This window comes from Salinicoccus sesuvii, from assembly GCF_042648145.1.
Lineage (GTDB): Bacteria > Bacillota > Bacilli > Staphylococcales > Salinicoccaceae > Salinicoccus > Salinicoccus sesuvii.
The window spans coordinates 51,069-76,701 of sequence record NZ_JBHRWV010000008.1 but is presented as its reverse complement, the minus strand read 5'-3'; the positions used below and the strand labels follow the sequence as shown (position 1 = coordinate 76,701).

At 44.6% G+C, this 25,633-nt stretch carries 30 protein-coding genes, 1 pseudogene and 1 riboswitch; of the genes and pseudogenes, 25 read left to right on the top strand and 6 right to left on the bottom strand.

Annotated features, from left to right (window positions below):
• Positions 1 to 27 precede the first annotated feature (27 nt).
• The 11 genes from ACFOJ8_RS09195 to ACFOJ8_RS09145 all read left to right on the top strand — a co-directional run bounded on the left by ACFOJ8_RS09195 (position 28) and on the right by ACFOJ8_RS09145 (position 10,741).
• The gene (locus ACFOJ8_RS09195; protein ID WP_380656255.1) at positions 28 to 876 is read left to right on the top strand and encodes a MetQ/NlpA family ABC transporter substrate-binding protein; all 849 of its coding nucleotides are present in this window, start codon (positions 28 to 30) and stop codon (positions 874 to 876) included.
• Positions 877 to 1,021: 145 nt separating this feature from the next.
• Entirely contained in the window at positions 1,022 to 1,357 is a 336-nt protein-coding gene (locus ACFOJ8_RS09190) for a DUF4870 domain-containing protein (protein WP_380656252.1), read from the top strand.
• Between the two features lie 212 nt (positions 1,358 to 1,569).
• A complete protein-coding gene (sufC, locus tag ACFOJ8_RS09185; protein ID WP_380656250.1) occupies positions 1,570 to 2,355 on the top strand; it encodes a Fe-S cluster assembly ATPase SufC in 786 nt (261 codons plus the stop codon).
• Between the two features lie 14 nt (positions 2,356 to 2,369).
• On the top strand, positions 2,370 to 3,686 hold the full coding sequence (sufD, locus tag ACFOJ8_RS09180) for a Fe-S cluster assembly protein SufD (protein ID WP_380656247.1): 1,317 nt from the start codon (positions 2,370 to 2,372) through the stop codon (positions 3,684 to 3,686).
• A gap of 21 nt (positions 3,687 to 3,707) precedes the next feature.
• On the top strand, positions 3,708 to 4,928 hold the full coding sequence (locus ACFOJ8_RS09175; protein WP_380656244.1) for a cysteine desulfurase: 1,221 nt from the start codon (positions 3,708 to 3,710) through the stop codon (positions 4,926 to 4,928).
• Complete coding sequence (gene sufU / locus ACFOJ8_RS09170; RefSeq protein ID WP_380656242.1) at positions 4,918 to 5,370, top strand: Fe-S cluster assembly sulfur transfer protein SufU; 453 nt, start codon at positions 4,918 to 4,920, stop codon at positions 5,368 to 5,370. Before ACFOJ8_RS09175 ends, sufU begins: the two co-directional genes overlap by 11 nt.
• A gap of 5 nt (positions 5,371 to 5,375) precedes the next feature.
• Entirely contained in the window at positions 5,376 to 6,773 is a 1,398-nt protein-coding gene (gene sufB, locus ACFOJ8_RS09165) for a Fe-S cluster assembly protein SufB (RefSeq protein WP_380656239.1), read from the top strand.
• A gap of 82 nt (positions 6,774 to 6,855) precedes the next feature.
• Positions 6,856 to 7,725, top strand: coding sequence for a YitT family protein (locus ACFOJ8_RS09160; RefSeq protein ID WP_380656238.1), 870 nt, complete (start codon positions 6,856 to 6,858; stop codon positions 7,723 to 7,725).
• Positions 7,726 to 7,922: 197 nt separating this feature from the next.
• Positions 7,923 to 9,464: an NAD(P)H-hydrate epimerase gene (locus ACFOJ8_RS09155; RefSeq protein WP_380656235.1), complete on the top strand. Its 1,542-nt coding sequence runs from the start codon at positions 7,923 to 7,925 to the stop codon at positions 9,462 to 9,464.
• Entirely contained in the window at positions 9,461 to 9,775 is a 315-nt protein-coding gene (locus ACFOJ8_RS09150; RefSeq protein ID WP_380656233.1) for a hypothetical protein, read from the top strand. Before ACFOJ8_RS09155 ends, ACFOJ8_RS09150 begins: the two co-directional genes overlap by 4 nt.
• Positions 9,776 to 9,808: 33 nt before the next feature.
• Entirely contained in the window at positions 9,809 to 10,741 is a 933-nt protein-coding gene (locus tag ACFOJ8_RS09145; protein WP_380656230.1) for a prenyltransferase, read from the top strand.
• Between the two features lie 43 nt (positions 10,742 to 10,784).
• Here the strand turns inward: ACFOJ8_RS09145 and ACFOJ8_RS09140 are convergent, their stop codons facing one another.
• Positions 10,785 to 11,693, bottom strand: coding sequence for an EamA family transporter (locus tag ACFOJ8_RS09140; RefSeq protein ID WP_380656227.1), 909 nt, complete (start codon positions 11,691 to 11,693; stop codon positions 10,785 to 10,787).
• A gap of 127 nt (positions 11,694 to 11,820) precedes the next feature.
• On the opposite strand from ACFOJ8_RS09140, the gene ACFOJ8_RS09135 reads away from it, so the two are divergent.
• Both ACFOJ8_RS09135 and ACFOJ8_RS09130 read left to right on the top strand, forming a co-directional pair.
• Positions 11,821 to 12,378 carry a thioredoxin family protein gene (locus ACFOJ8_RS09135; RefSeq protein ID WP_380656224.1) on the top strand — a complete coding sequence of 186 codons (558 nt, stop codon included), beginning with the start codon at positions 11,821 to 11,823 and terminating at the stop codon, positions 12,376 to 12,378.
• 11 nt (positions 12,379 to 12,389) lie between these two features.
• Positions 12,390 to 12,539 carry a hypothetical protein gene (locus ACFOJ8_RS09130; RefSeq protein ID WP_380656222.1) on the top strand — a complete coding sequence of 50 codons (150 nt, stop codon included), beginning with the start codon at positions 12,390 to 12,392 and terminating at the stop codon, positions 12,537 to 12,539.
• A 113-nt stretch (positions 12,540 to 12,652) separates the two neighbouring features.
• Here the strand turns inward: ACFOJ8_RS09130 and ACFOJ8_RS09125 are convergent, their stop codons facing one another.
• Together ACFOJ8_RS09125 and ACFOJ8_RS09120 are read right to left on the bottom strand one after the other, a co-directional pair.
• Positions 12,653 to 13,414 carry an ABC transporter permease gene (locus ACFOJ8_RS09125; protein WP_380656219.1) on the bottom strand — a complete coding sequence of 254 codons (762 nt, stop codon included), beginning with the start codon at positions 13,412 to 13,414 and terminating at the stop codon, positions 12,653 to 12,655.
• Positions 13,411 to 14,115, bottom strand: a complete 705-nt coding sequence (locus ACFOJ8_RS09120; RefSeq protein WP_380656215.1) for an ABC transporter ATP-binding protein — start codon at positions 14,113 to 14,115, stop codon at positions 13,411 to 13,413. Before ACFOJ8_RS09120 ends, ACFOJ8_RS09125 begins: the two co-directional genes overlap by 4 nt.
• A 51-nt stretch (positions 14,116 to 14,166) precedes the next feature.
• Here ACFOJ8_RS09120 and ACFOJ8_RS09115 point away from each other — a divergent pair, with 51 nt between their 5' ends.
• The 7 genes and pseudogenes from ACFOJ8_RS09115 to ACFOJ8_RS09085 all read left to right on the top strand — a co-directional run bounded on the left by ACFOJ8_RS09115 (position 14,167) and on the right by ACFOJ8_RS09085 (position 20,592).
• The gene (locus tag ACFOJ8_RS09115) at positions 14,167 to 15,015 is read left to right on the top strand and encodes a DUF72 domain-containing protein (protein ID WP_380656212.1); all 849 of its coding nucleotides are present in this window, start codon (positions 14,167 to 14,169) and stop codon (positions 15,013 to 15,015) included.
• A gap of 73 nt (positions 15,016 to 15,088) precedes the next feature.
• Entirely contained in the window at positions 15,089 to 15,910 is an 822-nt protein-coding gene (locus ACFOJ8_RS09110; RefSeq protein WP_380656209.1) for a sulfite exporter TauE/SafE family protein, read from the top strand.
• A gap of 10 nt (positions 15,911 to 15,920) precedes the next feature.
• A complete protein-coding gene (locus ACFOJ8_RS09105) occupies positions 15,921 to 17,237 on the top strand; it encodes a bifunctional metallophosphatase/5'-nucleotidase (protein WP_380656206.1) in 1,317 nt (438 codons plus the stop codon).
• Between the two features lie 47 nt (positions 17,238 to 17,284).
• A riboswitch (Lysine riboswitch) is annotated at positions 17,285 to 17,447 on the top strand.
• An 85-nt stretch (positions 17,448 to 17,532) separates the two neighbouring features.
• Complete coding sequence (locus tag ACFOJ8_RS09100) at positions 17,533 to 19,125, top strand: Na+/H+ antiporter NhaC family protein (RefSeq protein WP_380656203.1); 1,593 nt, start codon at positions 17,533 to 17,535, stop codon at positions 19,123 to 19,125.
• Positions 19,126 to 19,257: 132 nt separating this feature from the next.
• Positions 19,258 to 20,178 (top strand): lipoyl synthase, encoded by a 921-nt coding sequence (gene lipA, locus ACFOJ8_RS09095; RefSeq protein WP_380656201.1) that lies wholly within the window; start codon positions 19,258 to 19,260, stop codon positions 20,176 to 20,178.
• 4 nt (positions 20,179 to 20,182) lie between these two features.
• A pseudogene (locus tag ACFOJ8_RS09090) lies at positions 20,183 to 20,443 on the top strand (YutD family protein); the annotation flags it as partial.
• 17 nt (positions 20,444 to 20,460) lie between these two features.
• On the top strand, positions 20,461 to 20,592 hold the full coding sequence (locus ACFOJ8_RS09085) for a hypothetical protein (RefSeq protein ID WP_380659925.1): 132 nt from the start codon (positions 20,461 to 20,463) through the stop codon (positions 20,590 to 20,592).
• 50 nt (positions 20,593 to 20,642) lie between these two features.
• Here ACFOJ8_RS09085 and ACFOJ8_RS09080 read toward each other — a convergent pair whose 3' ends face one another.
• Positions 20,643 to 20,909: a DUF3055 domain-containing protein gene (locus ACFOJ8_RS09080; RefSeq protein ID WP_380656196.1), complete on the bottom strand. Its 267-nt coding sequence runs from the start codon at positions 20,907 to 20,909 to the stop codon at positions 20,643 to 20,645.
• Positions 20,910 to 20,996: 87 nt separating this feature from the next.
• Here ACFOJ8_RS09080 and ACFOJ8_RS09075 point away from each other — a divergent pair, with 87 nt between their 5' ends.
• The 4 genes from ACFOJ8_RS09075 (at position 20,997) to ACFOJ8_RS09060 (ending at position 23,803) form a co-directional block, all read left to right on the top strand.
• Positions 20,997 to 21,428 carry a DUF86 domain-containing protein gene (locus tag ACFOJ8_RS09075; protein WP_380656193.1) on the top strand — a complete coding sequence of 144 codons (432 nt, stop codon included), beginning with the start codon at positions 20,997 to 20,999 and terminating at the stop codon, positions 21,426 to 21,428.
• The gene (locus tag ACFOJ8_RS09070; RefSeq protein WP_380656188.1) at positions 21,418 to 22,182 is read left to right on the top strand and encodes a TIGR01457 family HAD-type hydrolase; all 765 of its coding nucleotides are present in this window, start codon (positions 21,418 to 21,420) and stop codon (positions 22,180 to 22,182) included. Before ACFOJ8_RS09075 ends, ACFOJ8_RS09070 begins: the two co-directional genes overlap by 11 nt.
• Positions 22,183 to 23,139 carry a 2-hydroxyacid dehydrogenase gene (locus ACFOJ8_RS09065; RefSeq protein ID WP_380656183.1) on the top strand — a complete coding sequence of 319 codons (957 nt, stop codon included), beginning with the start codon at positions 22,183 to 22,185 and terminating at the stop codon, positions 23,137 to 23,139. It begins immediately after the preceding gene.
• A 121-nt stretch (positions 23,140 to 23,260) separates the two neighbouring features.
• The gene (locus tag ACFOJ8_RS09060) at positions 23,261 to 23,803 is read left to right on the top strand and encodes a biotin transporter BioY (protein ID WP_380656177.1); all 543 of its coding nucleotides are present in this window, start codon (positions 23,261 to 23,263) and stop codon (positions 23,801 to 23,803) included.
• Between the two features lie 38 nt (positions 23,804 to 23,841).
• Here the strand turns inward: ACFOJ8_RS09060 and ACFOJ8_RS09055 are convergent, their stop codons facing one another.
• Positions 23,842 to 24,150, bottom strand: a complete 309-nt coding sequence (locus tag ACFOJ8_RS09055) for a YuzD family protein (protein WP_380656170.1) — start codon at positions 24,148 to 24,150, stop codon at positions 23,842 to 23,844.
• 98 nt (positions 24,151 to 24,248) lie between these two features.
• On the opposite strand from ACFOJ8_RS09055, the gene ACFOJ8_RS09050 reads away from it, so the two are divergent.
• Positions 24,249 to 24,491 carry a NifU family protein gene (locus ACFOJ8_RS09050; protein ID WP_145284074.1) on the top strand — a complete coding sequence of 81 codons (243 nt, stop codon included), beginning with the start codon at positions 24,249 to 24,251 and terminating at the stop codon, positions 24,489 to 24,491.
• Between the two features lie 41 nt (positions 24,492 to 24,532).
• Here the strand turns inward: ACFOJ8_RS09050 and ACFOJ8_RS09045 are convergent, their stop codons facing one another.
• Positions 24,533 to 25,591, bottom strand: coding sequence for an NAD(P)/FAD-dependent oxidoreductase (locus ACFOJ8_RS09045; RefSeq protein ID WP_380656165.1), 1,059 nt, complete (start codon positions 25,589 to 25,591; stop codon positions 24,533 to 24,535).
• Between the last annotated feature and the right edge of the window lie 42 nt (positions 25,592 to 25,633).

The window sequence follows — 25,633 nt, the reverse complement described above, 5'->3', positions numbered from 1 at the left end:
ATAAAAAATGAAAAGAGGTAGATCAGTATGAAAAAATATGTCCTTTTACTGACATTATCGGTTTTTGCAGTAATTCTAGCAGCATGTGGCAATGGTGGTTCCGACGAATCAACATCGGACGAAAGCGCAGAGAGCACAGAAGACGGTGGAACGATTTCCATCGCAGCTTCTCCGGCACCGCACGCAGAAATTCTTGAAGAGGCAGCGACGCTCCTTGAAGATGAAGGTATTGAACTCGATATAGCAATCGTCAACGACTATACAACACCGAACCGCTTGCTCGCAGATGAAGAAGTAGACGCAAACTTCTTCCAGCATACGCCGTATCTTGAAACGGAGTCGGCTTCACACGACTATGACCTTGTGAGCGCTGGAAACGTTCATATCGAACCAATGGCTGTATACTCCCAAGACTATGATTCTCTAGAAGACCTGCCGGACGGTTCAACGATCCTCGTATCCAACAACCCTGCTGAAGAAGGACGATTCTTATCATTCTTTGTTAATGAAGGATTGATTGAAATCGAAGAAGGTATCGAAATCCAAGATGCAACGTTCGATGATATTACTGAGAATCCGAAGAATTTCGACTTCAATAATCAGACAGCACCTGAACTACTTGTTTCAATGTACGAAAACAATGAGGCACCAGCAGTGATCATCAATTCAAACTTCGCCCTAGATGGTGGACTAAACCCAGTTGATGATTCTATCGTTGTCGAAGATGGTGAGTCTCCTTACGCTAACTTAATCGCTGTACGCAGTGGTGATGAAGAACGTGAAGATATCCAAAAACTTGTTGAAGTACTACAAGGTGATGAAATCAAACAGTTCATCGAAGATAATTATGAAGGTGCAGTAATTCCTGCCGAATAGCTAGATCCCCCCAAGACCTGAGGTCTTGGGGTTTTTAATTGAAAATATTCGCCTAGTTATTATCAATTAGTACCCTTATCACTGTTACTTTTTCCAATTAAAGCGTATATTTATTGTGTAATGTATTAACGAAGGAGGAAGTAAAATGAATGGACAAAATGCCCCGTCTTTTGATAAGGCCCTCGTCATGGTGTCGTACATTATTTCAGCGTTTACAGCAGTTATCGGTCCGCTGCTCATTTGGGTACTGAAAAAGGATGACAACCCGGCAACCGAAGAAGCGTTGCGTCATGTGCTAAACTTCGGCATTTCCTACACACTCTATATGTTCATCGCTTGGCTCTCATCTGTTGTGCTTATTGGTCTGATCCTTGGACCTATCGTCACCGTCCTATTCTACGTCTTTTTGATTGTCGGTGCGATAAAAGCCAACGATGGCATTGTGTACAAACCGCCATTTACGTTAGACATCATCAAATAGTTATTTTCATTTACCCTGCGATTATTATCAGTCGCAGGGTTTATTTTGTGAGCTGACAACTTTTTGAATAAGTCTAAAGGTTTAAAGTGGGGCGCATTTACGTTATAATGTAGTAGTAAATAAAATCCTGTGCCAGACTTTGACTATTATTTAGAATTATTATAAACTGGTACAGAGAATATTATATAAATTATCTGTTGGAGGGTTAACAAATGGCTTCTGTTCTAGAAATCAAAGATCTACATGTCGAAATAGACGGCAAAGAAATACTCAAAGGTGTCGATCTCACAATCAAACAGGGAGAAATCCATGCTGTAATGGGACCAAACGGTACGGGTAAATCCACGCTAGCCCAGGCGATCATGGGGCACCCAAGATACGACGTAACTCAAGGCGAAGTATTGCTTGACGGTGAAAATGTCCTTGAAATGGAAGTGGACGAGCGCGCGCAAGCAGGTCTTTTCCTCGGTATGCAATATCCATCCGAGATTTCTGGTGTAACAAATTCCGACTTCCTGCGTTCTGCAATCAATGCACAGCGTGAAGAAGGTAACGAGATCAACTTGATGCAGTTCATCAAGAAATTAGACAAAAATATGAACTACTTGGAAATGGATCTCGACATGTCTACACGCTACTTGAACGAAGGCTTCTCCGGTGGTGAGAAAAAACGTAACGAAATACTCCAGCTTATGATGCTTGAGCCTAAGTTCGGTATTCTCGACGAAATCGACTCCGGCCTCGACATTGATGCACTCAAAGTCGTATCCAAAGGTATCAACGAAATGCGCGGAGAAGAATTCGGCGCGCTAATCATTACACACTACCAGCGTCTTCTCAACTACATTACACCTGATTTCGTGCATGTCATGATGCAAGGTCGTGTGGTTAAATCCGGCGGTGGGGAACTGTCACAGCGCCTTGAGGCTGAAGGTTATGACTGGATCAAAGAAGAACTTGGCATCGAAGACGAAACTATCGCTGCAGATGTAGAATAGACAGGAGGATGACCATGGCTACTGAAGTTAATGAATTTGTTATTAACGCTGATGAAGTCATCTCCCGTGCAGAATCACGCGGAGAATCTGAACTTCTCATCAGCAAGAAGAAAGAAGCATTGGCAACTATCGAAAATCTTGAAATGCCCAAGCCAGATAAGACAAAACTGAACAAATGGGACTTCTTCACTGTTTCCGAGCCTGTAACCGATAGTGCAGTATATGGTTCGCTTGAAGAATTGCCAGAAGCGGTAAGAAATCTACTTGATATAGAGCATACAAAGAATGTGTATGTTCAGCATAACAACACACCAGCATATCTACAGGTGTCAGAAGAATTGCTCGAGCAGGGTGTGGTGATTGAGAACATCATCGAAGCAAGTGCGAATCATCCTGAACTCGTCGAAAAGTACTTCATGACTGAAGGTGTCAAAGTTGATGAGCATAAGCTCGCAGCATATCACACAGCAATGCTTAACGGCGGATTGTTTGTATATGTACCTAAAAATGTACAAATCAAAGATCCCGTACAAATGGTCGTCCTCCATGACGACGAAAAGACTTCCCTTTTCAACCACGTCCTTATCGTGGCAGATGAAGGTTCGGAACTGACTTACGTAGAAAACTATCTTTCCACTGTCGATAAATCCGAAGAGCAAATTAATATCATTTCTGAAGTCATTGCCAAGGATAACGCCAAAATCGATTATGGTGCCGTGGACTTCCTCGCTGAAGGATTCACTGGCTACATCAATCGACGCGGTATTGTTGGCAGAGATGCAACGCTCGATTGGGCGCTCGGTTTGATGAACGATTCGGATGTCATCAATGACAATACGACGTATCTGATGGGGGATAATTCTAATTCAAACCTGAAGACTGTTGTCGTGGGACGCGGAAATCAGAAACTGAACTTTACAACGCAGATCATCCACTACGGAAAAGACTCCAATGGACATATTCTGAAACATGGTGTCATGAAAGACAGCGCTTCTAGCATCTTCAATGGTGTAGGGTATATCAAGCACGGCGCTGCAGGCAGTGATGCTCAGCAGGAATCCAGAGTGTTGATGCTCAGTGAAAAAGCACGTGGAGATGCGAATCCAATTCTCCTGATCGATGAAGACGATGTAACAGCAGGACACGCGGCTTCCGTCGGACGTGTGGATCCAATCCAGCTCTTCTACTTGATGAGCCGCGGTATTTCAAAGAAGGAAGCGGAAAGACTCGTTATTCATGGTTTCCTTGATCCTGTTGTCAGTGCATTGCCGATTGAGTCTGTTAAAAGACAACTCAAGGAAGTTATCGAGTTGAAAGTACTCTCAAAATAAGCTTTAAAGGGGTTTTCCCGAATGAATATTGACGATATCAGAAAGGATTTCCCGATCCTTGATCAGCAGGTCAATGGTAAGCCGCTTGTCTATTTCGATACCTCAGCGACAAGCCAGACACCTCTACCTGTAATAGATGCAATGACTGCTTACTACAAGGAATACAATTCCAACGTGCACCGCGGTGTGCACACCCTCGGTACAAAAGCAACGGATGGTTATGAAAAGGCGCGTATGAAAGTGCGATCATTCATCAATGCGAAACGGTACGAGGAAATCATATTCACACGGGGAACCACTGCAGCAATCAACCTTGTCGCGCGCAGTTTCGGGGACATGGTCATTGAACCTGGAGATGAAATTGTTGTGACCGAAATGGAGCACCATGCCAATATCGTGCCATGGCAGGAGCTGGCAAAGCGAAAGCAAGCAGAACTGAAGTTCATCCCGATGGATTCGGACGGCACGCTTTCAATGGAGAATGTAGAGGCGACAATTGGTGAGCAAACAAAGATTGTTGCGATTACTCATGTTTCCAATGTGCTTGGAACAATCAACGACATCAAAGAAATTGCTAAAGTCGCACGGCAACATGGTGCCTACATTTCTGTGGATGGTGCCCAAGCGGTACCACACATGTCAGTAGATGTGCAGGATTTGGATGTGGATTTCTATGCATTCAGTGGTCATAAGATGCTTGGTCCAACTGGTATCGGTGTACTTTATGGTAAAAGTGAACTACTCGATGAGATGGAGCCGATTGAATATGGTGGTGATATGATCGACTTCGTAGATCTTAGAACTTCCACATGGACCGATTTGCCGGTCAAATTCGAGGCAGGTACACCAATGATTGCCGAAGCGATTGGACTTGCGCATGCGATTGAATACATCGAAGAAATCGGTCCACAGACAATCCTCCAGCATGAGCAGGAACTTGTAGAATATGCGCTTGAGCAGATGCGTGAAGTGGAAGGTATTGAAATCTATGGTCCGGACAAACGCGCTGGTTTGATTACGTTCAACCTCGCCGATGTGCACCCACATGACCTTGCTACGGCCCTTGACAGCGAAGGCATTGCCATCAGAGCAGGGCACCACTGCGCACAGCCACTGATGAAGTGGCTCCAAGTATCATCAACTGCAAGAGCAAGTTTCTATATATATAACACCAAAGAAGAAATCGACGTCTTTATAGAAGGGCTCAAGCGAACGAAGGAGTTTTTCTCGTATGAATTTTAATAATCTCAACCAGCTTTACCGTTCAGTCATCATGGACCACTATAAGAATCCGCGTAACAAGGGCACCATCGAAGATGGCACTCTTACTGTGGATATGAACAACCCGACTTGTGGCGATCGTATTCGGTTGACGCTAAATGTTGTCGATGATGTTGTCGAAGATGTCAAATTCGATGGCGAAGGCTGTTCCATCTCCATTGCCAGTGCCTCAATGATGACCGAAACCATCACTGGTAAGAAAATCGACGAAGCACTTGCTATGGGAGATGAGTTCAGCAGAATGATGCTGGGCGAAGATTACGAAATGGACGAAGATATGGGAGATATTGAAGCCCTATCAGGCGTCAGCCAGTTCCCGGCACGCATCAAATGTGCTACCCTCTCTTGGAAAGCACTTGAAAAAGGGGTTAAGACCTCAGATAGCAATAATAATAAGGAGTGAGTTATATGGCTAAAAAAGCACCGGAAATTGATGATTACAAATATGGTTTCCATGATGAAGACGTATCTATTTTCCGTTCAGATCGTGGACTGACAGAAGAAATTGTACGCGAAATTTCCAAAATGAAAGAAGAGCCGGAATGGATGCTCGACTTCAGACTGAAATCTTTGAACCATTTCTATAAAATGCCAATGCCTACTTGGGGTGGCGATCTTTCCGAACTCAACTTCGATGAAATTACGTACTATGTAAAGCCTTCTGAGCAGTCAGAACGCTCTTGGGATGAAGTACCGGAAGAAATCAAACGTACGTTTGACAAGCTCGGTATCCCTGAAGCAGAGCAAAAGTACCTTGCTGGTGTTTCTGCACAGTACGAATCCGAAGTTGTATACCACAATATGGAGAAGGATCTTGAAGATAAAGGTGTTATCTTTAAGGATACTGATTCCGCACTACGTGAGAATGAAGAGTTGTTCAAAGAATACTGGGCAACAGTCATTCCGTATACAGATAATAAATTTGCTGCACTCAATTCAGCGGTCTGGTCCGGTGGTTCATTCATCTATTGCCCACCAGGTGTCAAACTAGACACGCCACTTCAAGCGTATTTCCGTATTAACTCGGAAAACATGGGTCAGTTCGAACGTACTCTAATTATCTGTGACGAAGGATCTAGTGTACACTACGTTGAAGGTTGTACTGCACCTGTTTATACAACAAACTCATTGCACTCTGCAGTAGTTGAAATCATCGTCAAGAAGGATGCATATTGCCGTTATACAACAATCCAAAACTGGGCAAATAACGTATACAACCTTGTAACAAAGCGTACGTTTGTTGATGCTAACGGTACTATGGAATGGGTCGATGGAAACATTGGTTCTAAGATTACCATGAAATATCCAGCGGTATTCCTTAAAGGTGAAGGCGCACGCGGTATGACACTATCGATTGCACTTGCTGGTAAAGGACAATTGCAGGATGCTGGAGCGAAGATGATTCACCTTGCACCAAACACATCATCTACAATCGTTTCTAAATCCATCGCAAAACAAGGCGGTAAAGTATCCTACAGAGGACAGGTTCACTTCGGTAGAAATGCAGATAATGCACGTTCTAACATCGAATGTGACACACTCATCATGGACAATGAGTCCACTTCAGATACGATTCCTTATAACGAGATTTTGAACGATAATATCTCGCTGGAACACGAAGCAAAAGTTTCAAAGGTATCAGAAGAACAGCTCTTCTACCTCATGAGTCGTGGTATCGGTGAAGTCGAAGCGACAGAAATGATTGTCATGGGCTTTATCGAGCCATTTACAAAAGAACTGCCAATGGAATACGCGGTCGAAATGAACCGTCTAATCTCCTTCGAAATGGAAGGGTCCATCGGTTAATAGCACTGCTCGACTCCCTGTCATACTACGGCAGGGAGTCTTTTTTGTTAGAAATGAACTGGAAAAAGGAAGTATAACATTCATGAAAAATTTGAAGAAAAAACAGGTTCTTATCTTTATAGGCCGCATCATCATGGTGATCACTGGTGCATTTATTACGGCTTATGGCCTTGAGTCGGTACTGATTCCGAACCGGGTATCTGACGGTGGTGTAACCGGTATCAGCATTGTTGGCTCTGCAACATTTGGTATACCGTTAGGCCTGTTGATTGCTTTATTGAATATTCCTTTCATTTGGCTCGGTTACCGTCAAATCGGAATCAAGTTTGCAGCTTTGTCGGTGGCAGGTATCTTATCATTAGCATATTTCACTGCAATCATGCATCACCTGCCAGCGATTATCGAAGGCGACTCACTTTTAATCACTGTAGTCGGTGGTGTCATCATAGGTGTTGGTATGGGTATTGCCTTGCGTAACGGTGGGGCACTTGATGGCATTGATATGTTCGCTGTGCTACTTTCAAGGAAACTACCATTCGGCACGAGTGATCTCATTTTATTTCTGAATACGTTTGTATTTTTGCTTGTCTCCACTGTATTCGGATTTCAAGGAGCTATTCTTTCAGCCATTGCTTATTTTATCGCTTCAAAAGTGATTCATTTAATCGAAGAAGGGCTCAGTGGATCGAAAGCATTCGTTATCGTTACCATACATCCTGAAATTATCATTGAAGCAGTAAGAGAAGAACTTGGAAGAACGTGTACATACAATACTATTACAGGCGGGTACAGTAAAATGGAGCTGACACAGATTACGTGCGTAATCAACCGTTTGGAAGAACAGAAGATGAAAGAAGTAGTCGGAAGAATTGACCCTCAGGCCTTTCTCACTGTATACGATGTTTCTGATGTCAGAAAAGGCTCCTTTATCAAGCAGGATGTTCGTCAATAAATATACTATGTACCTTCTTTAGCGATGCTCACAGAGATTTCGCTCCACTTTGAATGTAATCTTATTTTCATAGTATTCTACACTGGTGATAGCCCTGTATGTCGAGGGGTTACACCTGATTGGGCGTAATTTCATATGTGTTATTTATTCCCAAGAATAAAGGGTATAGTGACATAAAGAGTGAACGGGGGATTACAATGAAGATTGCAAGTCGCAAACAGATGCTCGATATTGAAGATTATGCGATGAATAAAATCGGTATTTCTGGTGCTGTATTAATGGAGATTGCAGGCAATCAGGTTGCCGAAGAAATTATGAGAGCATATCCAAATCAATCTGTACATATTGTCGTATTAATCGGCAGTGGGAATAATGGCGGCGATGGATTCGTTATTGCGAGGCGGCTGTTCGATGCGGGTTATACGCCTGAGGTGTGGTTACTAACAAGCGAAGAAAAACTTGAAGGCGATGCCCGTACACAATACGACATTTATCAAAAGCGTAAACTGCCGCTTCATGTCATAGGAGAAGGCATGACGAGTCTTGAGGCAGTATTAGAGCAGTCGGAAGTATTAGTGGATGCGATGCTTGGTACAGGTGTGAAAGGTGCAGTCAGAGAGCCATTTGACCAGATTATCGAACAGGTGAATGCACACGATCTTCATGTCATATCAGTTGATATTCCTTCCGGTCTCGATTGCGATACAGGTAATATCGAAAATGTGGCGATAAAAGCAGACGAGACATTTACATTCGTCATGCCAAAAATCGGATTTTTCTTGCAGGAGGGACCCTCTGTAATCGGTCACTGGCAAGTGAAGGATATTTCCGTACCTGAGACATTAGCAGAGACACTCGATATGAAAAACCCCGTTGTCATTACTCGTGAACTGGCAGCGGCATCCATGCCGAAGCGGCCAACTTTTGGTCATAAGGGAACGTTCGGCCACGCAATTGTCTTTGGTGGCTCAAAACCGTTTGTAGGTGCCCCAATTTACAGTGGCCATACAGCATTTCACTGCGGTGTCGGCCTTTCTACTTTAGTTATTCCCGAGGAGATCTATCCAGTCATTGCAAGCCAGAATCAAACTGCATTAATTCAAACTTTGCCAAGCGAAGATGGTCATTTCACTGGCGAAGGGATAGAAGCAACACTCTTTGAAAAAGTAACAGCTGTTGTTATCGGTCCTGGAATGGGGCGTTTCCATAAAGGCCCTGAATTCGTCATGGATATTATGGAACATCTTGACGGACAGCCTGTCGTCATTGATGCGGATGCGCTATTTCATATGAAAAATCAGCTGGAATTTCTGACCCACTATGATGGCTCTGTCATTTTGACGCCCCACCCAGGAGAAATGGCTATGCTGACCGGCAAATCCGTCCCTGAAGTGGAGGCCGATCGCATGGGTATTGCTGAAAATTTTGCCAAAACACATGATGTAAATCTTGTACTTAAGGGTCATCGTTCGATTGTAGCAACGCCAAATGGTACATGGATCAATCCAATCGGCAATGATGCTTTAGCTAAAGGAGGCAGTGGGGATATTCTTACAGGCATGATTGCTGCTTTCTTGGCTCAAGGTGCACTGCCCGAAGATGCGATGCGGGCTGGCGTTTATCTGCATGCAGCTTCAGGGGAAAATGCAGCAATCGAGTGCTCGCACTATGGAGTGACTCCGGAAATAATCATCTCATCAAGTAAGAAAGTGCTCAGACAGATGGAGGATAATGTATGAAGGAGAGGACAATCAGAAGTGGTAATGGTAACCTTTTAAAAAATGGTGTCGCCGTAGGTGGCAAGTTACATCTAACTTCCGAGTACGTATACCATATCCCACACGCCATGAACTTAAATAAAAAGCAGACGGAAATTGCACTGGGCGAAATTTCTCAAGTCCACTTGATTTCTCACCGTATTTTCAACTTGATTCCGATATCAAATGGTTTGGAAATCGTTCTGCACAGTGGCGATACGATGCGCTTTGTCGTTAATAAGAGGAAACGCTGGAAACGGGAGATTGAGCAGGCATTAGAAAATGGATATTAGATATCGCTATAAGGAGACGGAAGGGGCAAGGTTATGCAAAAACAGGGATCATTGAGCCTAAAAGGGTTCGGTATGCTACTCAGAGTAGTGGCCGTGGTTACATCAAGCATCGCAACGATTATCTCGACTGTATTGCCACTAGCATTCGGATATGATATTTCAAAAACAGATCTTTTTTTACTATTCATTCTGCTAGTGGTCGGCGCACTACTTGTACATGGCGTATTGACACACGTATTCAATGATATTGTTGATTTCAAGTCTGGTACAGATCAAGAGAGTCCAGGCATGCTTTCTGGCGGTAGTCGAGTGCTTCAAAATGGAGTAATGTCTTTCAGTATGCTTGTACGCATTGGTACAGTAGTCACACTTCTTCTCTTGGTCGCAGCTGGACTCTTCATCGTTTTTGGACGGGTGGAACTCGCAATACTTACGATTGTCGGTTTATGGGGGGCAATCAGCTACTCATTAAAGCCGTTCCGTTTTGCATACAGACCATTTCTTGGTGAATGGCTCAGCCTGTTCCCATCGATGTTTCTACTCGGTCTTGCAGCGCCATGGATCATGCTGGAGAGCATTCCGCTGTGGGCTTGGCAGAATGCACTGATTAATGCGCTTTGGTGTATGGCTTGGGTAATGATTCATCACGTTCCCGATATAAAGGCGGACCAAAATGCAACACCAATGAAGCAAACAACCGTCGTATGGGCTGCTCAAAAGTTCGGTATGAAAGCTGCACCAACGCCTGCACTGATCTATTTGATTATTGTCGGCCTGCTCGCAATTTCCGTCATCTGGGATCGTCCGATCGCAGCAATCGGTACGTTGCTTATGCTGGGGTACGGGATCTATCTAGTTCTGAAGATCAACGTCGATGATGTCAAACAGGTGACGGCCTACGAGAAAGTGCTGCTGCTACTCGCCATGGGCACAGCGATATGGCTTGGACTGTTTCCGGGTATGTAGAAAAGCCATCCCCAAGGAGCTCTGTAAATCGGAGCTCTCTTTTTTATGTCTTGTCCTTACGACCAACGGAAATGAATAAAGCAATCCCGAGTACAATGGCGATGCCGAGCACTTGATACCAACCCATGCTGATGTTGAGCCAAATGACGGAACTCACGACTGCCGATGCAGGTTCCAGTGTACCCAGAATGCCGGCTTCTTTAGAGGAAATATGCTTTAGGCTACTGATATAAAGCAAAAATGCCAGCGTGGTGCCAATCAGGACCGATAAAAGGAGAATTGCGACCAACGGTGTCGTCCATTCGAATCCACGATCGAACTGCCAGAGTGGATGAATGAAGTTCATTGCGATTCCCCCGAAGAACATCGAGCCTCCGACAAGCTGCAGCGGGTGCAACCGATGGAGTAGAATCTGTGCATGGAGTGTATAGTAGGCAAGGGCCACTCCAGATACCAGTCCCCATATAAGTGCTTTAGGAGAGACGATGAGCGACGAAAGATTTCCGTTCGTCGCCAGCAGAACAATGCCGGTAATCATGCCAAGGATAATGAAGATGTCGGAAAAGCGCCATTTTGAGAATCCACGTATGACCAGCCATAGAATAATATAGATCGGTCCAGTATATTGGAGTACTGTCGCGATTGCCGCATTGCCATAACCGATCGCTGCCATGAATGAATACTGGACCATTGTCATACCAAGAAGACTGTAGATGATGAGCATGATGAGTGTACGGCGATCCATTCTGATGGGTTGCTGTTTTCTTGAGAACAACCAGTATGCTAAAAGGAGTATAATACCGCTCACACTGAGTCTGAATGCAACGTACCACTCGACAGTGACGGGTGTGTTTTTGAATATGTAGTCGGCAGCTGTTCCACCGATGCCCCATAATGTGGCGCCGAGCAGTACGAATATCAATCCGCGGACGTGTTTCGATCCAGTTGTCATGTACATGCTCCTTTCTCGTTATCAAAATAATAGTTGAAATTGATGGCGAGTTCAATGCACGATGTTCAATTTATCGACAGGTCCCATGCTATACTGGTGGCATAATACAGATATTGGAGGAGAAAGAATGACACTTGATCATTGGTACGATCAGGCAATCACAGCAGAAGCGTATATTGAAGGTATGGCAAAGCATAAGGAGAACTTGCAGAGAGTCTACGATCAATTTGAGATTCCACAGGATGACGATTTCTTCCGAAATCTTGAAGCGCGGTCTTTACGTGTAATTGCAATCACGGAAGACTGGTGCGGGGATGCAATGATGAATATTCCCATTCTGCTCCATCTTGCCGAGAAAAGCCATATGCAAGTACGCATGATTCTCCGGGATAGTAATCTGGAACTGATGGATCAGTACTTGACCAACGGCAAATCCCGGTCAATTCCGGTATTCATCTTTATTGATGATGAGGGAGAAGAGGTTACTCATTGGGGGCCGCGGGCAGATGCTGTTCAGAGTGAAGTTACCCAGTTAATGGGTGGACTACCGGATAAGGAATCATCTGAATACGATGCAGCATTCAAAGCGGCAATCAAGACATTGACAGGTCGTTTTACAACCGAAGAGAAGATGTGGCATGACACATATGAAAGTATTAAGGACACGCTTGAAAAAAATATCTAAAGGGGATAGTTGTGATTAAAATGATGAAAAGGCGTGCTTTATCTTATGTTTTAGTAGGTGGACTAGCTGGTGGGCTACTAGAAGGTGTCATGACAGGCATCCTCGCAGGGGCTGTTACGTATATCGCCGTAAGATATGAAGAAGTGACAAATGATAAATGAAAACATGCGCTCCTCGTAATGAGGGCGCATGTTTTTTCGAAGATTTTATACGAAAATTCTTTCTAGACACTGTCATGATGGGAAAAATAACAGTATTTATCTCTCTGTTGTGTCTATTTTCTATACTGCAGACCGATGAACTGCATCTTTTGATTAAAGAGTTTCGGATAAGCTAGATACCCAACCATAACTGAGGACATGGCTGCTGTGGTCAATATGAGGAATAGAATCAAAAGCTGATACATTACAGCTTCCATTGGATCGGCACCTCCAATAATTAGTCCACTCATCATGCCCGGAAGTTGAACCAGCCCCATGGTCTTCTGTGCTTCAATTGTCGGTATCATACTCGTCTGTATGGCGGATTTCAGACTTTTGTCGATGGCGACTTTCGGCTGGCCGCCCATGGACAATATCAGTTCTATAGTCTCATCACTGCGGTCGACTTCATCTTTAAATTTATTTAAGAAAAGAAGCGAGAGGACCATGCAGTTCCCAATGACCATTCCACTGATAGGAATGACTTCTTCTGGTGCAAACGGAATAATGCCGAATCCGAGCATAATACCCATTGTAGAAACCTCTACAACAACAAGTGTAAAGACGATCATCCAGGTGATACCCGGGATGCCATCTCCTTTCTTGATAATGTTCTGTGTTGCTGCGGCGATCATGAGTAGGATCATAAGCAGTATAAAGAGCGGGGTGTCGCTCTCAAAGACGAATGTAAGGATATAGCCGATGATTAGTAGCTGTACGATTGATCGGATGGTCGCAATGATGATATCTTTCTCAAGGCCGAGCTTGAGCACGAGAGCGAGTCCGAGGGGAATGGCTATGAAGATGAGCGATAAGGCGAGTTGTGTATATGTCAAAGTGCTTCCCCCTCTAGAAATTTTCTGATGATCGGGTTATTCGAATCATCGATGAACGTAGCATCCCCATATTCAACGAGCCTACCGTCTGCAAGGAACCACATGTCGTCGCTGACACGGCGCGCCTGATCAAGATCGTGGGTAATCCAGATGACTGTGACGTTAAATTCACGCTGTAGTCTGACTACGAGTCGTTCCACTTCTTTGACCATGCGGTAGTCAAGACTTGATGTGATTTCATCAAGCAGCAGCACTTCCGGACGATTGACGAGTGTCCGGGCGAGGGACACACGACTCTTTTCTCCACCGGAGAGCGATTTGATGTTCTGATCGAGTGGAATACCCCCGAGGTCGACGTGTCCAAGCAGTTCTACAGCACGATCCGGCGTCAGTCTCTCATCAAAGATGGCTTTCGGTAAATTCAAATTGTCGTATACCGTCCCACCAATCATCGGCGCACTTTGGAAAGCCATACCGACACGTTTTCTCAGTTCAATCATATCCATGTTCTGAATGTTCTCGCCATCAAAGAATATGTTTCCTGAATCCGGTGATAAAAGACCGTTAATGTGCTTCAAGCACGTCGTCTTACCTGCACCGCTTGGACCAACAAAAGTCGTAATTCTGGCTTTATTGAATTGGCCACTGATATTATGGAGGATATTCCGATGACTAACATTTTCAAATTCGATTATACTCATATTGAAGTGTGCTCCTTAAAAGTTGTGTTACAATAAAGCAAGGTGATTTCTATGATCTATATTGGATTGACAGGTTGGGGAGACCATCATGATCTCTATACAGACCTCTCAAATAAAAAAGACAAACTGAATACATACGCCAGCTATTTCCCTATTGTTGAATTGGATTCAACTTATTACGCCATCCAACAAACGTCAACAATCGAAAAATGGTGTAGTGAAACGCCGGACAAATTTAAATTTGTTGTCAAAGCCCATCAGTATATGACTGGACACAGTGACTACCGTGACCACTACGACTCCATTAAAGATGTCTTCAGCGCATACAGAGATATGTTGCGACCGATGGATAAGGCAGGGAAACTTGGGTTTGTTCTACTTCAATTTCCACCGTGGTTTGACTGCAGCCATAAAAATATCCGCTACGTAAAATACGCAATAGAGCAACTCAAACCTTATAAAGTGGCTGTCGAGTTCAGAAACCAAACGTGGTTCCAAGAGCAGTACCGGGAGGAGACATTATCATTTCTAGACAGCAATGATGTCATCCATAGCATCTGTGATGAACCGCAGGCCGGCATCGGCAGCATTCCTTTCGTCAACCGTGTGACAAATCGTACGGCCTTCATCCGACTCCATGGTCGTAATGTACATGGATGGACGCAGAAGGATCGGACGAGTGAGGAATGGCGCAACGTCAGATATCTATACGATTATAACAAAGAAGAACTGGAATGGCTCAAGAAACAGGTTGAAATTCTAAAGCATAAGACCAAAGATGTCTATATCGTCTTCAACAATAATTCAGGTGGCCATGCCGCAGGTAATGCTCAAGATTTCATGACGTTGATGGGGATTCGTTATGATGGGCTTTCACCCAAACAGCTAAAACTATTTTAGGCAATTAAACAAAGGGAAAATTCCAAGGGATAATTAAGCCAGGATTCTCTGGTTCTCTAAAGGAGTAATAGAAATGGAATACGTCATCCTCGTACTGATCGGACTTCTTGCGTCTACCCTTGGATCTCTGGTCGGCATTGGTGGCGGTGTCATCATTGTGCCGCTGCTGATATTTTTTGGTATCAACATAGGAATACTAGAACAAATCACTCCGCAGAGTGCCGTCGGTACGTCAAGTGTTGTGCTGATTGTTATCGGGTTGTCTGCGATGCTCTCCTATGGACGAAGCAACCAAGTCGATATGAAAAATGGCCTGCGGTTTTTGATCGGCATCATGCCAGGCGCTTTTGTTGGCTCTTACGCCAGCCAGTTCTTCACCATCGACAGCTTCAACCTCTACTTCGGTATATTTCTGATTGGCCTGAGTACTCTCCTTCTTGTAAGAGATAGAATCAAACCGATCTCAATTTTCCAGAACGAACGCTACATGGAGCCGCATGTTGACAATATGGGGGAAGTCCACCACTATGGATTCCCAGCGTACATCGCCATCATCTCGACATTCATCGTTGGCTTCTTTACTGGTCTTTTCGGTATTGGTGGGGGGGCGCTTATGACACCGCTCATGTTGCTTGTGTTCCGTATGCCGGCATCCATCGCCATCGGTACGAGCATGATGATGGTTTTCTTCTCTGGGACGGCTGCTGCTACTGGTCATGTGCTCCAGGGTAATGTAGACTTCTGGTACGTACTGTTCCTCGTTCCAGCAGCCTTCCTTGGCGCCAAGATCGGTGTCTCCATCAATCGGCGCTTTAATTCCGATACGATGGTGGTAGTGCTGCGTACGGTGCTGTTGCTGCTTGGCGTATACATGATTTTACAGACCATCATATAGAGGTGATTCGATGGAAGTGAAGCTTTTTCATACAAATGACATCCACAGTCATCTGTACAACTATTTGAAGATAAAAGACTTTCTAAACAATAAAAAAAGACAACTTAAAGACGAAATGGTATATGTCGACCTCGGTGATCACGTCGATCGATCGCATCCCTACACTGAAGCGACACTCGGCAAAGGGAATATCGACATACTCAACGAAGCGGGATGCGACGTGGCAACCATCGGTAATAATGAAGGGATTACACTGCAAAAGGACGATCTCAAATCTCTTTACGATAACGCAGATTTTGATATCATCTGTGCCAACCTGCGTGAAGTAGGCAGTGAATCTCCATACTTCAAACCCTACGTTATCAAGGAAGTCAATGGCATCAAATTCGGTTTTATCGCAGCAACTGTAGAGTTTACACCGTTCTATAAGGCACTTGGCTGGGAAGTGTCAGAAAGCTTCGATTGGGTTTTAAAAGCGATACGTGAAATTAATACAGAAGTAGACTGCATCGTCATGATGAGTCATCTTGGCAGATATGACGACGAATCGCTCGCAATGATGTTTCCCGAGATAGATGTCATATTAAGTTCCCATACTCATCACTATTTTGAAGAAGGAGAATGGATCGGCGATACACTGCTTGGGGCAGCCGGACGGTATGGTGATTATGTCGGTGAGGTGACCCTCCAGTTTGAAGGAAAGAAACTTATCGGCAAACGTGCCCGACTTTATGATACCGATCTGCTTACAAGCAGTGACGATCACTATTACGAAATTGGACGCGACATGTTGTCGACCGTAATCAAAGATTCCGCTGCACCGATAGAACGCAGGCTATATTCAACGAGTCACTTTATTACTTCACTCGCTCGTATGGTCCGTCTATTTACAGACAGCGACGTAAGTCTAATCCATACTGGCCTTATCGTAAAACCGTTTGAGGGCGGGGCACTGACAGACTATGATCTTCACAAAGTACTTCCCCATGCCATCAATACAGTCCAGATTGAGCTGACGGGGCGTGAATTGAAAGAAGTATTCAATCAGGCCTCAAAGCATGAGTTCAAAGACGAGATTATAAGAGGGCTCGGTTTCAGGGGCGATATATTCGGTTGCTTTGTTGCCGAGAATATCGGTTACGTCCAATCCGAACGCGAATATTATGTTAATGGTGAAGTGATTGAGGACCGAAAGCATTATACCCTCGGCACACTCGACATGTATACATTCGGCAGGATATTCCCGCAATTTAGATATTCAAAGAAGATATACAAAATGCCCGAATTCCTAAGAGACATCGTCAAGATTTACGGTTCCGAATTGTAGTTGAAAAACACACAATATGTGCTATAATATGCTGTAACAATTGAAGAATAAAAGGTAGAGGTCGCAACGGCCATGAGTACACGAGGGAGCAGGCATGCTTTGAAATCGTGGAAAGGAGCAGTTGCCGAAGAATGCACCCGGCGGGGTGTTTTTCTGGGGTCAGGTCGAATAGGCTTGGCACTGTCATTGCGATGATGCGCTACAAACTAGTGAGAGACGTCACGGTGGCTGATTCTGTAATGCTGCTGTGATGTCTTTTTTGTGGTTCAAATAAGTTTTAGGAGGTTACAAATATATGGAAAGCATACTCAACTGGGAGTACAACTCCCTCATTCCACCACTGCTTACCCTGCTTTTGGTGATACTGACACGTAAAGTAGGCATCAGTCTAGGTGTCGGTATTGTTACTTCAGCATTTGTCGTTGCAGGGGCCGCAATTTTAGAAACCCTTCAGATAATTTGGGGTAGCTTCGCTATGATTTTTGTTGATGATGGTGCCATCAATACATGGAACGCCTTCATCCTTATCTTTTTAAGTTTGCTTGGCATTATGACAGCCTTCATTAATATGTCGGGCGGTGCCAGAGCATTTACCGGATGGGCACTGACAAAAGTAAAGTCACGCAGGGGGGCAAATCTAACAACAGCCCTGCTTGGTATCATTGTCTTTATCGACGACTATTTTAGTGCACTGATTGTCGGCCAAGTGGCTAAGCCACTGACTGACAAATACAACGTTTCCAGGGCCAAACTGGCTTATCTGATTGATACGACCGCTTCGCCGGTCTCCGTCATTGCCCCGATATCCAGCTGGGGTGCTGGTATCATGGGTCTTGTGGCGCCATTGCTTGCAGCAGCTGGTCTCGTTGCAATCACGCCGTTTCAAGCTTTCGTCTATATGATTCCAATGAATTTCTATGTACTGACCGCGATTGCTATGATGTTCATTGTCATCGTCACCCGATTTGATATCGGACCGATGCGCAAACATGAAACGTTGGCCCTCAATGAAGGGCAACTTGTTGAAAACCCACGGGAAGCTCCGGGAGAGACCGATGAAGCACTCCCAGTACATCCGGACGGCTCAGCGAAAGCACTGATCATTCCAATACTTGGACTTGCAATCACTGTCGTCATTTCAATGTTTGTAACAGGGGCAATCACCGGTGAGTCCATGAATATTTTCAGTATTTTCGAGAATACGCTAGTTACACATTCGCTCGTCATCGGGGGTGTTGTCGGACTAGCGCTGAGCTTGTTCTATTTCTTCAAGGACACTCGTCATGATAAAGACTTCGGCAAGAGTGAAATTTGGCTCGGTGTTAAGACTGGTTTCAAGGCGATGTTCCCAGCCATCCTTGTATTGACACTGGCGTGGATGATCGGTGATCTGATCGGTCAGCTTGGTACGGGGGAACTTCTCGGCGATATAGTCGAACGTTCCAACTTACCGGTCGGTGTACTGCTTGCTGTCGTCTTTGCTGTAGCTTGTATAATGGCTTTGGCCACAGGGACGAGTTGGGGATCTTTCGGTATATTGATTCCAATCACTGGTGAAATCATGATTTCACTTGGAGAAACAGATCTACTGCTACCAAGTATCGCTGCTGTGCTCGCTGGTGCGGTATTCGGTGATCACTGTTCGCCGATATCCGATTCCACAATTCTGTCCTCAACTGGTGCAGGGTGTAATCATATTGTGCACGTTATGACACAGCTCCCTTATGCAGTCGGGTCTGCGATAATCGCACTGATCGGCTATTTGGTTCTTGGACTGACATCGAGTCTCCTGTTATCACTCGGTGTACTTCTGGTATTAATCATACTTGTCTTCGTTGTAGCGAAGGTCATTTATACGCCGATCAACAGAAAGAAAGCACAATCCTAGTTTGATAAAACCACCACTCTACAGTGGTGGTTTTTTGTATATTCGATAATTTAAACAATTTAAATTTTTCCTACTACAATAGTATAATTATGATAATATGATTATGACATAGATATAGGGGGGCGTTGCGTTATGGTCACGAAAAACGAAGAAATACTAAGAAAACCCGACTGGCTGAAAATCAAATTGAACACCAACAAGAACTACACTGGTCTGAAGAAGATGATGCGTGAGAAGAATCTGCATACTGTATGTGAGGAAGCAAAGTGTCCTAATATACATGAGTGCTGGGGAGAGCGTCGGACAGCGACTTTCATGATTCTTGGCGCAGTATGTACACGCGCCTGTAGATTCTGTGCTGTGAAAACTGGTCTTCCGAATGAGCTCGACTGGGATGAACCGAACCGTGTAGCGGAATCTGTACAGCTGATGAATTTAAAGCATGTCGTCATTACTGCAGTGGCAAGAGACGACCTGAAAGATGGAGGATCTGCTGTCTATGCAGAAACTGTAAGAAAAGTGCGCGAGAAGAATCCATTTACCACAATTGAGGTATTACCCTCCGATATGGGCGGTGAGTATAACAACTTAAAGACATTAATGGATGCCAAACCTGATATCATGAACCATAATATCGAAACTGTCGAGCGCCTGACACCGAGGGTGCGTGCTAAAGCAAAATACCGCAGAACTCTCGAATTTCTGCAGCGTGCCAAAGAGATGTATCCTGAAATACCGACGAAATCAAGCCTTATGGTCGGCCTAGGTGAAACGGTGGAGGAAATTCACCAGACAATGGACGACTTGAGAGCACATGATGTAGATATCATGACAATCGGCCAATACCTGCAACCTTCAAGAAAACACCTCAAAGTCCAGAAGTACTATACACCACTTGAATTTGGTAAACTTAGAAAAGTGGCGATGGAAAAAGGCTTCAAGCACTGTCAGGCGGGGCCGATGGTGCGTTCAAGCTATCATGCCGATGAGCAGGTGAATGAAGCAGCCAAAGCAAGACAGGCTATAGGCGACGAATTATTGAAAGGTGAGTAGAACTATGATTACGGTGGACCATATGAATTTCGAACTGGTCGAAAATTACCGAGATGCTTTTGATGAAACGCAGTTTGAAAGCAAGTACAGTGAAGTCCTTAACAAATACGACTATATTGTTGGCGATATCGGCTACGAAAAGCTGCGATTGACCGGTTTCTACAGAGATAATAAAAAAAGGTAGAACGGGATAAGAAGTATAGTGCTATCCAGGACTATCTATACGAATACTGTAATTTCGGGTGTGCATACTTTGTTCTGCGCAAAGTCCCTAAGACGGAAATGAAAGAGCGCGAAGAGGATGGCGATGAAGACGCGGTGGAGACTAAGGAAGCTGAAACAGTGAACGAAGTTCCTGAGACTCAAACAAACGCGAGAACACTCGCTGCCCGCCAGCATAGTAATAAACAGTAGAAAGCCTGCGTTTCCTGAAGGGGAAACGCAGGCTCGATTTTTATATTCATTTAAACGATGATTTCAGAGAGGAAAGACTCCACCTCAGCAGCCTCTTCGTCGTTTAGTCCGAGTATATGGGCGATATAGCCCTCTTCTTCAAGGTCATCGCTTCCGATGATACCAAATCTGTTACTCTGGGTATTCAATACGAGACTCTTACCGAAGTAGCGGTCAGTCTGTATAATCGCCAAATCGTATCGGGAGTGCTCTCCAACGAAACTGACGTAGCGTGTATTTGTATCTTCCGATTCATCATAAAGAAAGAAGTCGATCACGGCGTTCTCCTCCAGTTCAAGTATACAGGAATTATGCTATCATATTATTGAGTGAGTTACAAAAGAACGGTGATAGGAGTGTCGATAATGTATTTTGTAGATAAAGACGTACTGCTAGAGCGTCTCGATTATATAGAACAACTGACAGAGGCGTTTGAAAAAAGGCATGGACTTGCTCTGGAACGGGCTTGTCACATGTTAATAGAGGCGGTCGTAGACGTAGGCAACATGATTATAGACGCATTCATTTTGCGTGATCCAGGCAGCTATAAAGATGTTATGGATATCATGGCCAATGAAGGGGTAATAAAAGAGTCAGACAACCACCATTTCCAGGCAACGTTTAAGTGGCGTAGCGAGCTCACACGCAACTATACAAATCTCAGCCACGAAGAGATGAAGGATGACTTCATTGCACATCTATCAGCTTACCGGGACTACAAAGAGAATGTCTTCAATTTCTTCCAAAATGAAGGTCAGGCAATTACAGCTTTTCGAGGAGGTCAACATGAAGTATGAAGGGTATCTGATTGATCTGGATGGTACGATGTACAACGGTGGCACGGTGATTGAAGGCGCAATTGATTTTATAGACAGATTGAATAAAGCAGCCATCCCTTATGTATTTCTGACAAATAACGCGACGAAAACACAGACCGAGGCAGCGCAAAAACTAATTGATATGGGATTTGATATCCACCCAAGAACACTCTATACATCTGCCATGACGACAGCTGCCTATCTGAAGGCAGAGTTTCCTGGGGCCTCCGTTCATGTCATCGGTACAAGTGGCTTGTCTTCCACTTTGGAGGCTGCAGGATGTGTTTTAACAGATGAGAACCCTGACTTTGTCGTCATGGGTCTTGATACTGCACTTACGTATGAAAAATTGGCACATGGGGCGCGCCTGATTTCTGCAGGGGCAAAATTTATATCGACCAACCCGGATAGAAAGTTTCCAAGTGATGAAGGGTTCCTCCCGGGAAATGGTTCACTCGTCTCTGTCCTTGCAAGCACAACGGATGTGGAACCGATTGTCATCGGCAAACCTAAAGGTATTATTCTTGAGGCAGCTGTCAAAGCACTGGGTCTGTCTAAAGATAAAGTAATTCTAGTCGGTGACAACTATGATACTGACATTCGGACTGGTCTTGATAACGGAGTGGCGACGCTACATGTCAATACTGGTGTTACTTCTCGGGAACAGGTAAAGACGCAAGAAAGACAGCCTGAACATATGATAGATCAATTGAGTGAATGGAGTGTTGAGTAAATGAAGAAGATTGTAATTACGAGAAGGATCAATCCGTCGATGGTTGAAAAGCTTGAAAAGGACTTTGAAGTCTTTGTATGGGATGAAGCCGAGCAGCCAATGCCGCGTGAACGTTTCCTTGAGGAAACATCAGATGCTCATGGCGTACTCACCATGCTTAGCGACAAGATTGACGAAGAGATGCTTGCGAATGCGAAGCACCTCAAAGTGGTCGCCAATCTTGCAGTGGGCTACGATAATATCGATATCGAGGCGGCAAGAAACCATAACGTCATCATTACAAATACACCGGATGTTTTGACAGAGACCACCGCAGAGCTCGCGTTTACTCTCATGCTTACATCAGCACGCCGGGTACTCGAGGCGAACCGCCAACTGATGGCAGGGGAATGGTCTGGTTGGAGTCCGTATCATATGGCTGGTACTGATATATTCGGAAAAACAGTCGGTATTTTTGGTATGGGCTCAATCGGTGCAGCATTTGCGAGAAGACTTAGTGGCTTTCGCACGAAAGTGCTTTATCATAATCGTAGTCAGTCAGAACTCGGAGACTCCCTTGGAGCAGAATTTGTATCGTTCGAGGACCTGCTGTCTGCATCCGACTTTGTATTATGTGCAGCACCTCTGACAGATGAGACGAAGTATCGCTTTGACAAAGCAGCATTCGAGCGAATGAAAGACACGGCATTCTTCATAAATATCGGGCGCGGTGCCCATGTTGTTGAAGCGGATTTAGCTGAAGCGGTGAAACAGGGCCAGATCAAAGGTGCTGCTCTGGATGTATTTGAGAATGAGCCGATCGACAAGGATCACCCATTTGTCAATATAGATAATATGACCCTGCTTCCGCATATCGGTAGTGCCTCAGTAGATACGAGAAACAACATGATGAACCTGTGCGTTAATAATATAATGGAAGTACTGAACGGTGGACAGCCTATTACACCTGTGAAGTAGAGTGGATCCCCTCTAAAGGGGATCTAATTATAAATTATTTGTAAACCTTTATAAAAAATAGGTTAACAAATAAGGTGGCTGGTGGTATGATAGTAGTCAAATCACGAAAAGAGGGAACTACATGTCAACAAAACATCTAGTCTATGTTGCTTTATTTGCTGCACTCATTGCGGTCGGTGCTCAGATCCGACTTCCCATTGGACCGGTGCCCGTCACCTTCCAAGTACCAATGGCACTTCTTGCAGGTCTACTTCTTGGACCAAGACTTGGGGCACTGAGTACCATCGTATATTTGCTGATGGGACTCGTCGGTCTGCCTGTCTTTGCTGGTGGGGGAGGTATTGCGACAGTCTTCTCCCCGACGTTTGGCTTTATCGTTGGACTTATACCGGCAGCTTTCTTCGCGGGTCTTGGTACTGCTTATGGAACACAACTATTAGGTAGCATTGGTTTTACACTACTGGCACTGATATCGGTTTTCCTACTCGGCTTTCTATATTTCATCTTCATTATGAACATCGTGCTCGGTACACCGATGGATGCAGCTGAAGCATTTAAGGTGGCAGTCCTGCCCTTCATCTTGAAGGATATCGTAGTTGCTGTACTCACCAGTCTATTCGCACGAACGCTGCATGCACGTGGGCTGAATCTTGCTAGCAACTAGAATATAAAAAGCCACTGGATATATTCCAGTGGCGGGGCTCATGCTTGCTTCTCAATCATTCTTTGGATGGGCTTTAGCTGGACGTGACCGTCTTGAGCAATCTCATCATTTATTGTCACAAGCGGATAGAACAATTCGTCTTCGTTGATGCGTTCGATGATACTTTCATCGAAATCAGAGAGATTGTCGGTGCGATCGATATCGATATAATTGAAATTTAAATCCTCTGTCGGATATTTGCGTGCTAGAACCGCTTCAAGCCATTCATAAGTATCTTTCGATCCCGGTGCATTGACACAGCTGGCACAAACGACGTCGCGTCCATATACGTTGATCACATATTTCATAGAATAACATCCGCCTTTCAGATGATGGATTTTTCTTATCATATCCATTATAATAGATATATAATCATTTGCGTAAGAAAGAATAAGGAGTGAATTTCATGACTACTAGCCAAGATACGATGTTCGAACAAGTCGATGAAGTGCTTGATAAATTGCGCCCGTTCCTACTTAGAGACGGCGGAGATTGTGAACTTGTGGATGTAGAAGATGGCATTGTTAAACTGCGCCTTCTTGGTGCGTGTGGAACTTGCCCAAGCTCCACGATTACACTTAAAGCTGGTATTGAACGTGCACTGCTTGAGGAAGTTCCGGGTTTTGTGGAAGTCGAGCAGGTATTTTAAATCATATACATCAACAGCCCCCGCTATGCGGGGGCTGTTCTTTAGTTACCGAGCTTGTACATCCACAATACACCACTTTTTAGCATCCGCGCAATACGACCCGTTACGGTACGTTCTTTCAAGTAGGCGAATCCTTCTTTGGATCCGAGGGAACCGAGAATTCCCTGCATCTTTATTTCAGGCATCTCAGTCGGAAGTGTTTTGTCCTTTATAAGAAGATCAATGACTTCGGCAATCTGTTCTGCCTGACCTTCTGCGACTTGCGCTGAAGGAGCATGCTCCAATGCAGCAGAATCCCCAACAACGTAAGCGTTTTCGAAATTTGGAATCTGATGGTATTGATTAAGGACAACGCGCCCACCAGCACCGAATTCTACTGGCAACTCTCGTACTGCTTCTGCAGGCTGTACACCTGCTGTCCATATGATCATATCGAGGTCGTGGGATTCATTGTTATTGTAAACCTTATCTGTTTCCACTTTGACAATATTGGCGTTCGGGACGACAGCAACATCGTTTTCATCAAACCATCTTTTCACATAAGCACTGAGACGTGCAGGGTACATGGGCAATATGCGATCTCCACGGTCAAATAGTTTGATGGTAAGGTCACTGCGCGCCTCACGGAGCTCACTAGCCACTTCAATACCACTGAGCCCGGCACCGATGATGCCTACTTTGGCTCCCGGAGTTAGCGAACCAATTTTCTCATAAGTGGTGCGAGATTGTCTTAGGGTTTGGATACTATATGTGTACTCACTGGCACCCGGTACACCATGATATTTATCTTCACAGCCGAGCCCGATGATGAGTGTGTCGTAACCAATTGTGCTGTTTTCAAGAATCACTTCATTTTCTTCGAGTTTAATACTTTTGATCGTATCGTAAATAATGTTGACCTTATCGTCATCCGGGAAGTCCACCCGAACTTTCTTTTCACTTTTTGTTCCAGCAGCAAGCGCGTAATATTCTGTTTTCAACCCGTGAAATGGGTTTTTGTCAACCAGTGTGATAGTAGAGTCTGGTGGCAATTTAGGCAGTATGCGTTGAATGAAACGCATGTTGCCATATCCGCCTCCGAGACACACAATATTTTTCATAGTCAGTACCGCCTTGTTTTAGAAAGTCTATTACTTTCATTA

Excerpts from the sequence above, each read along its gene's own strand:
- ACFOJ8_RS09070 (WP_380656188.1), top strand. The coding sequence starts at position 21,418 with ATGAAGTATGAAGGGTATCTGATTGATCTGGATGGTACGATGTACAAC.
- ACFOJ8_RS09140 (WP_380656227.1), bottom strand. The coding sequence starts at position 11,693 with ATGACAACTGGATCGAAACACGTCCGCGGATTGATATTCGTACTGCTC.
- ACFOJ8_RS09115 (WP_380656212.1), top strand. The coding sequence starts at position 14,167 with ATGATCTATATTGGATTGACAGGTTGGGGAGACCATCATGATCTCTAT.
- ACFOJ8_RS09060 (WP_380656177.1), top strand. The coding sequence starts at position 23,261 with ATGTCAACAAAACATCTAGTCTATGTTGCTTTATTTGCTGCACTCATT.
- ACFOJ8_RS09195 (WP_380656255.1), top strand. The coding sequence starts at position 28 with ATGAAAAAATATGTCCTTTTACTGACATTATCGGTTTTTGCAGTAATT.
- ACFOJ8_RS09100 (WP_380656203.1), top strand. The coding sequence starts at position 17,533 with ATGGAAAGCATACTCAACTGGGAGTACAACTCCCTCATTCCACCACTG.
- ACFOJ8_RS09045 (WP_380656165.1), bottom strand. The coding sequence starts at position 25,591 with ATGAAAAATATTGTGTGTCTCGGAGGCGGATATGGCAACATGCGTTTC.
- ACFOJ8_RS09110 (WP_380656209.1), top strand. The coding sequence starts at position 15,089 with ATGGAATACGTCATCCTCGTACTGATCGGACTTCTTGCGTCTACCCTT.
- sufB (WP_380656239.1), top strand. The coding sequence starts at position 5,376 with ATGGCTAAAAAAGCACCGGAAATTGATGATTACAAATATGGTTTCCAT.
- ACFOJ8_RS09145 (WP_380656230.1), top strand. The coding sequence starts at position 9,809 with ATGCAAAAACAGGGATCATTGAGCCTAAAAGGGTTCGGTATGCTACTC.
- ACFOJ8_RS09175 (WP_380656244.1), top strand. The coding sequence starts at position 3,708 with ATGAATATTGACGATATCAGAAAGGATTTCCCGATCCTTGATCAGCAG.
- ACFOJ8_RS09105 (WP_380656206.1), top strand. The coding sequence starts at position 15,921 with ATGGAAGTGAAGCTTTTTCATACAAATGACATCCACAGTCATCTGTAC.
- ACFOJ8_RS09160 (WP_380656238.1), top strand. The coding sequence starts at position 6,856 with ATGAAAAATTTGAAGAAAAAACAGGTTCTTATCTTTATAGGCCGCATC.
- sufU (WP_380656242.1), top strand. The coding sequence starts at position 4,918 with ATGAATTTTAATAATCTCAACCAGCTTTACCGTTCAGTCATCATGGAC.
- ACFOJ8_RS09085 (WP_380659925.1), top strand. The coding sequence starts at position 20,461 with ATGAAAGAGCGCGAAGAGGATGGCGATGAAGACGCGGTGGAGACTAAG.
- sufD (WP_380656247.1), top strand. The coding sequence starts at position 2,370 with ATGGCTACTGAAGTTAATGAATTTGTTATTAACGCTGATGAAGTCATC.
- ACFOJ8_RS09055 (WP_380656170.1), bottom strand. The coding sequence starts at position 24,150 with ATGAAATATGTGATCAACGTATATGGACGCGACGTCGTTTGTGCCAGC.
- ACFOJ8_RS09050 (WP_145284074.1), top strand. The coding sequence starts at position 24,249 with ATGACTACTAGCCAAGATACGATGTTCGAACAAGTCGATGAAGTGCTT.
- ACFOJ8_RS09065 (WP_380656183.1), top strand. The coding sequence starts at position 22,183 with ATGAAGAAGATTGTAATTACGAGAAGGATCAATCCGTCGATGGTTGAA.
- ACFOJ8_RS09155 (WP_380656235.1), top strand. The coding sequence starts at position 7,923 with ATGAAGATTGCAAGTCGCAAACAGATGCTCGATATTGAAGATTATGCG.
- ACFOJ8_RS09190 (WP_380656252.1), top strand. The coding sequence starts at position 1,022 with ATGAATGGACAAAATGCCCCGTCTTTTGATAAGGCCCTCGTCATGGTG.
- sufC (WP_380656250.1), top strand. The coding sequence starts at position 1,570 with ATGGCTTCTGTTCTAGAAATCAAAGATCTACATGTCGAAATAGACGGC.
- ACFOJ8_RS09075 (WP_380656193.1), top strand. The coding sequence starts at position 20,997 with ATGTATTTTGTAGATAAAGACGTACTGCTAGAGCGTCTCGATTATATA.
- ACFOJ8_RS09120 (WP_380656215.1), bottom strand. The coding sequence starts at position 14,115 with ATGAGTATAATCGAATTTGAAAATGTTAGTCATCGGAATATCCTCCAT.
- ACFOJ8_RS09150 (WP_380656233.1), top strand. The coding sequence starts at position 9,461 with ATGAAGGAGAGGACAATCAGAAGTGGTAATGGTAACCTTTTAAAAAAT.
- ACFOJ8_RS09135 (WP_380656224.1), top strand. The coding sequence starts at position 11,821 with ATGACACTTGATCATTGGTACGATCAGGCAATCACAGCAGAAGCGTAT.
- lipA (WP_380656201.1), top strand. The coding sequence starts at position 19,258 with ATGGTCACGAAAAACGAAGAAATACTAAGAAAACCCGACTGGCTGAAA.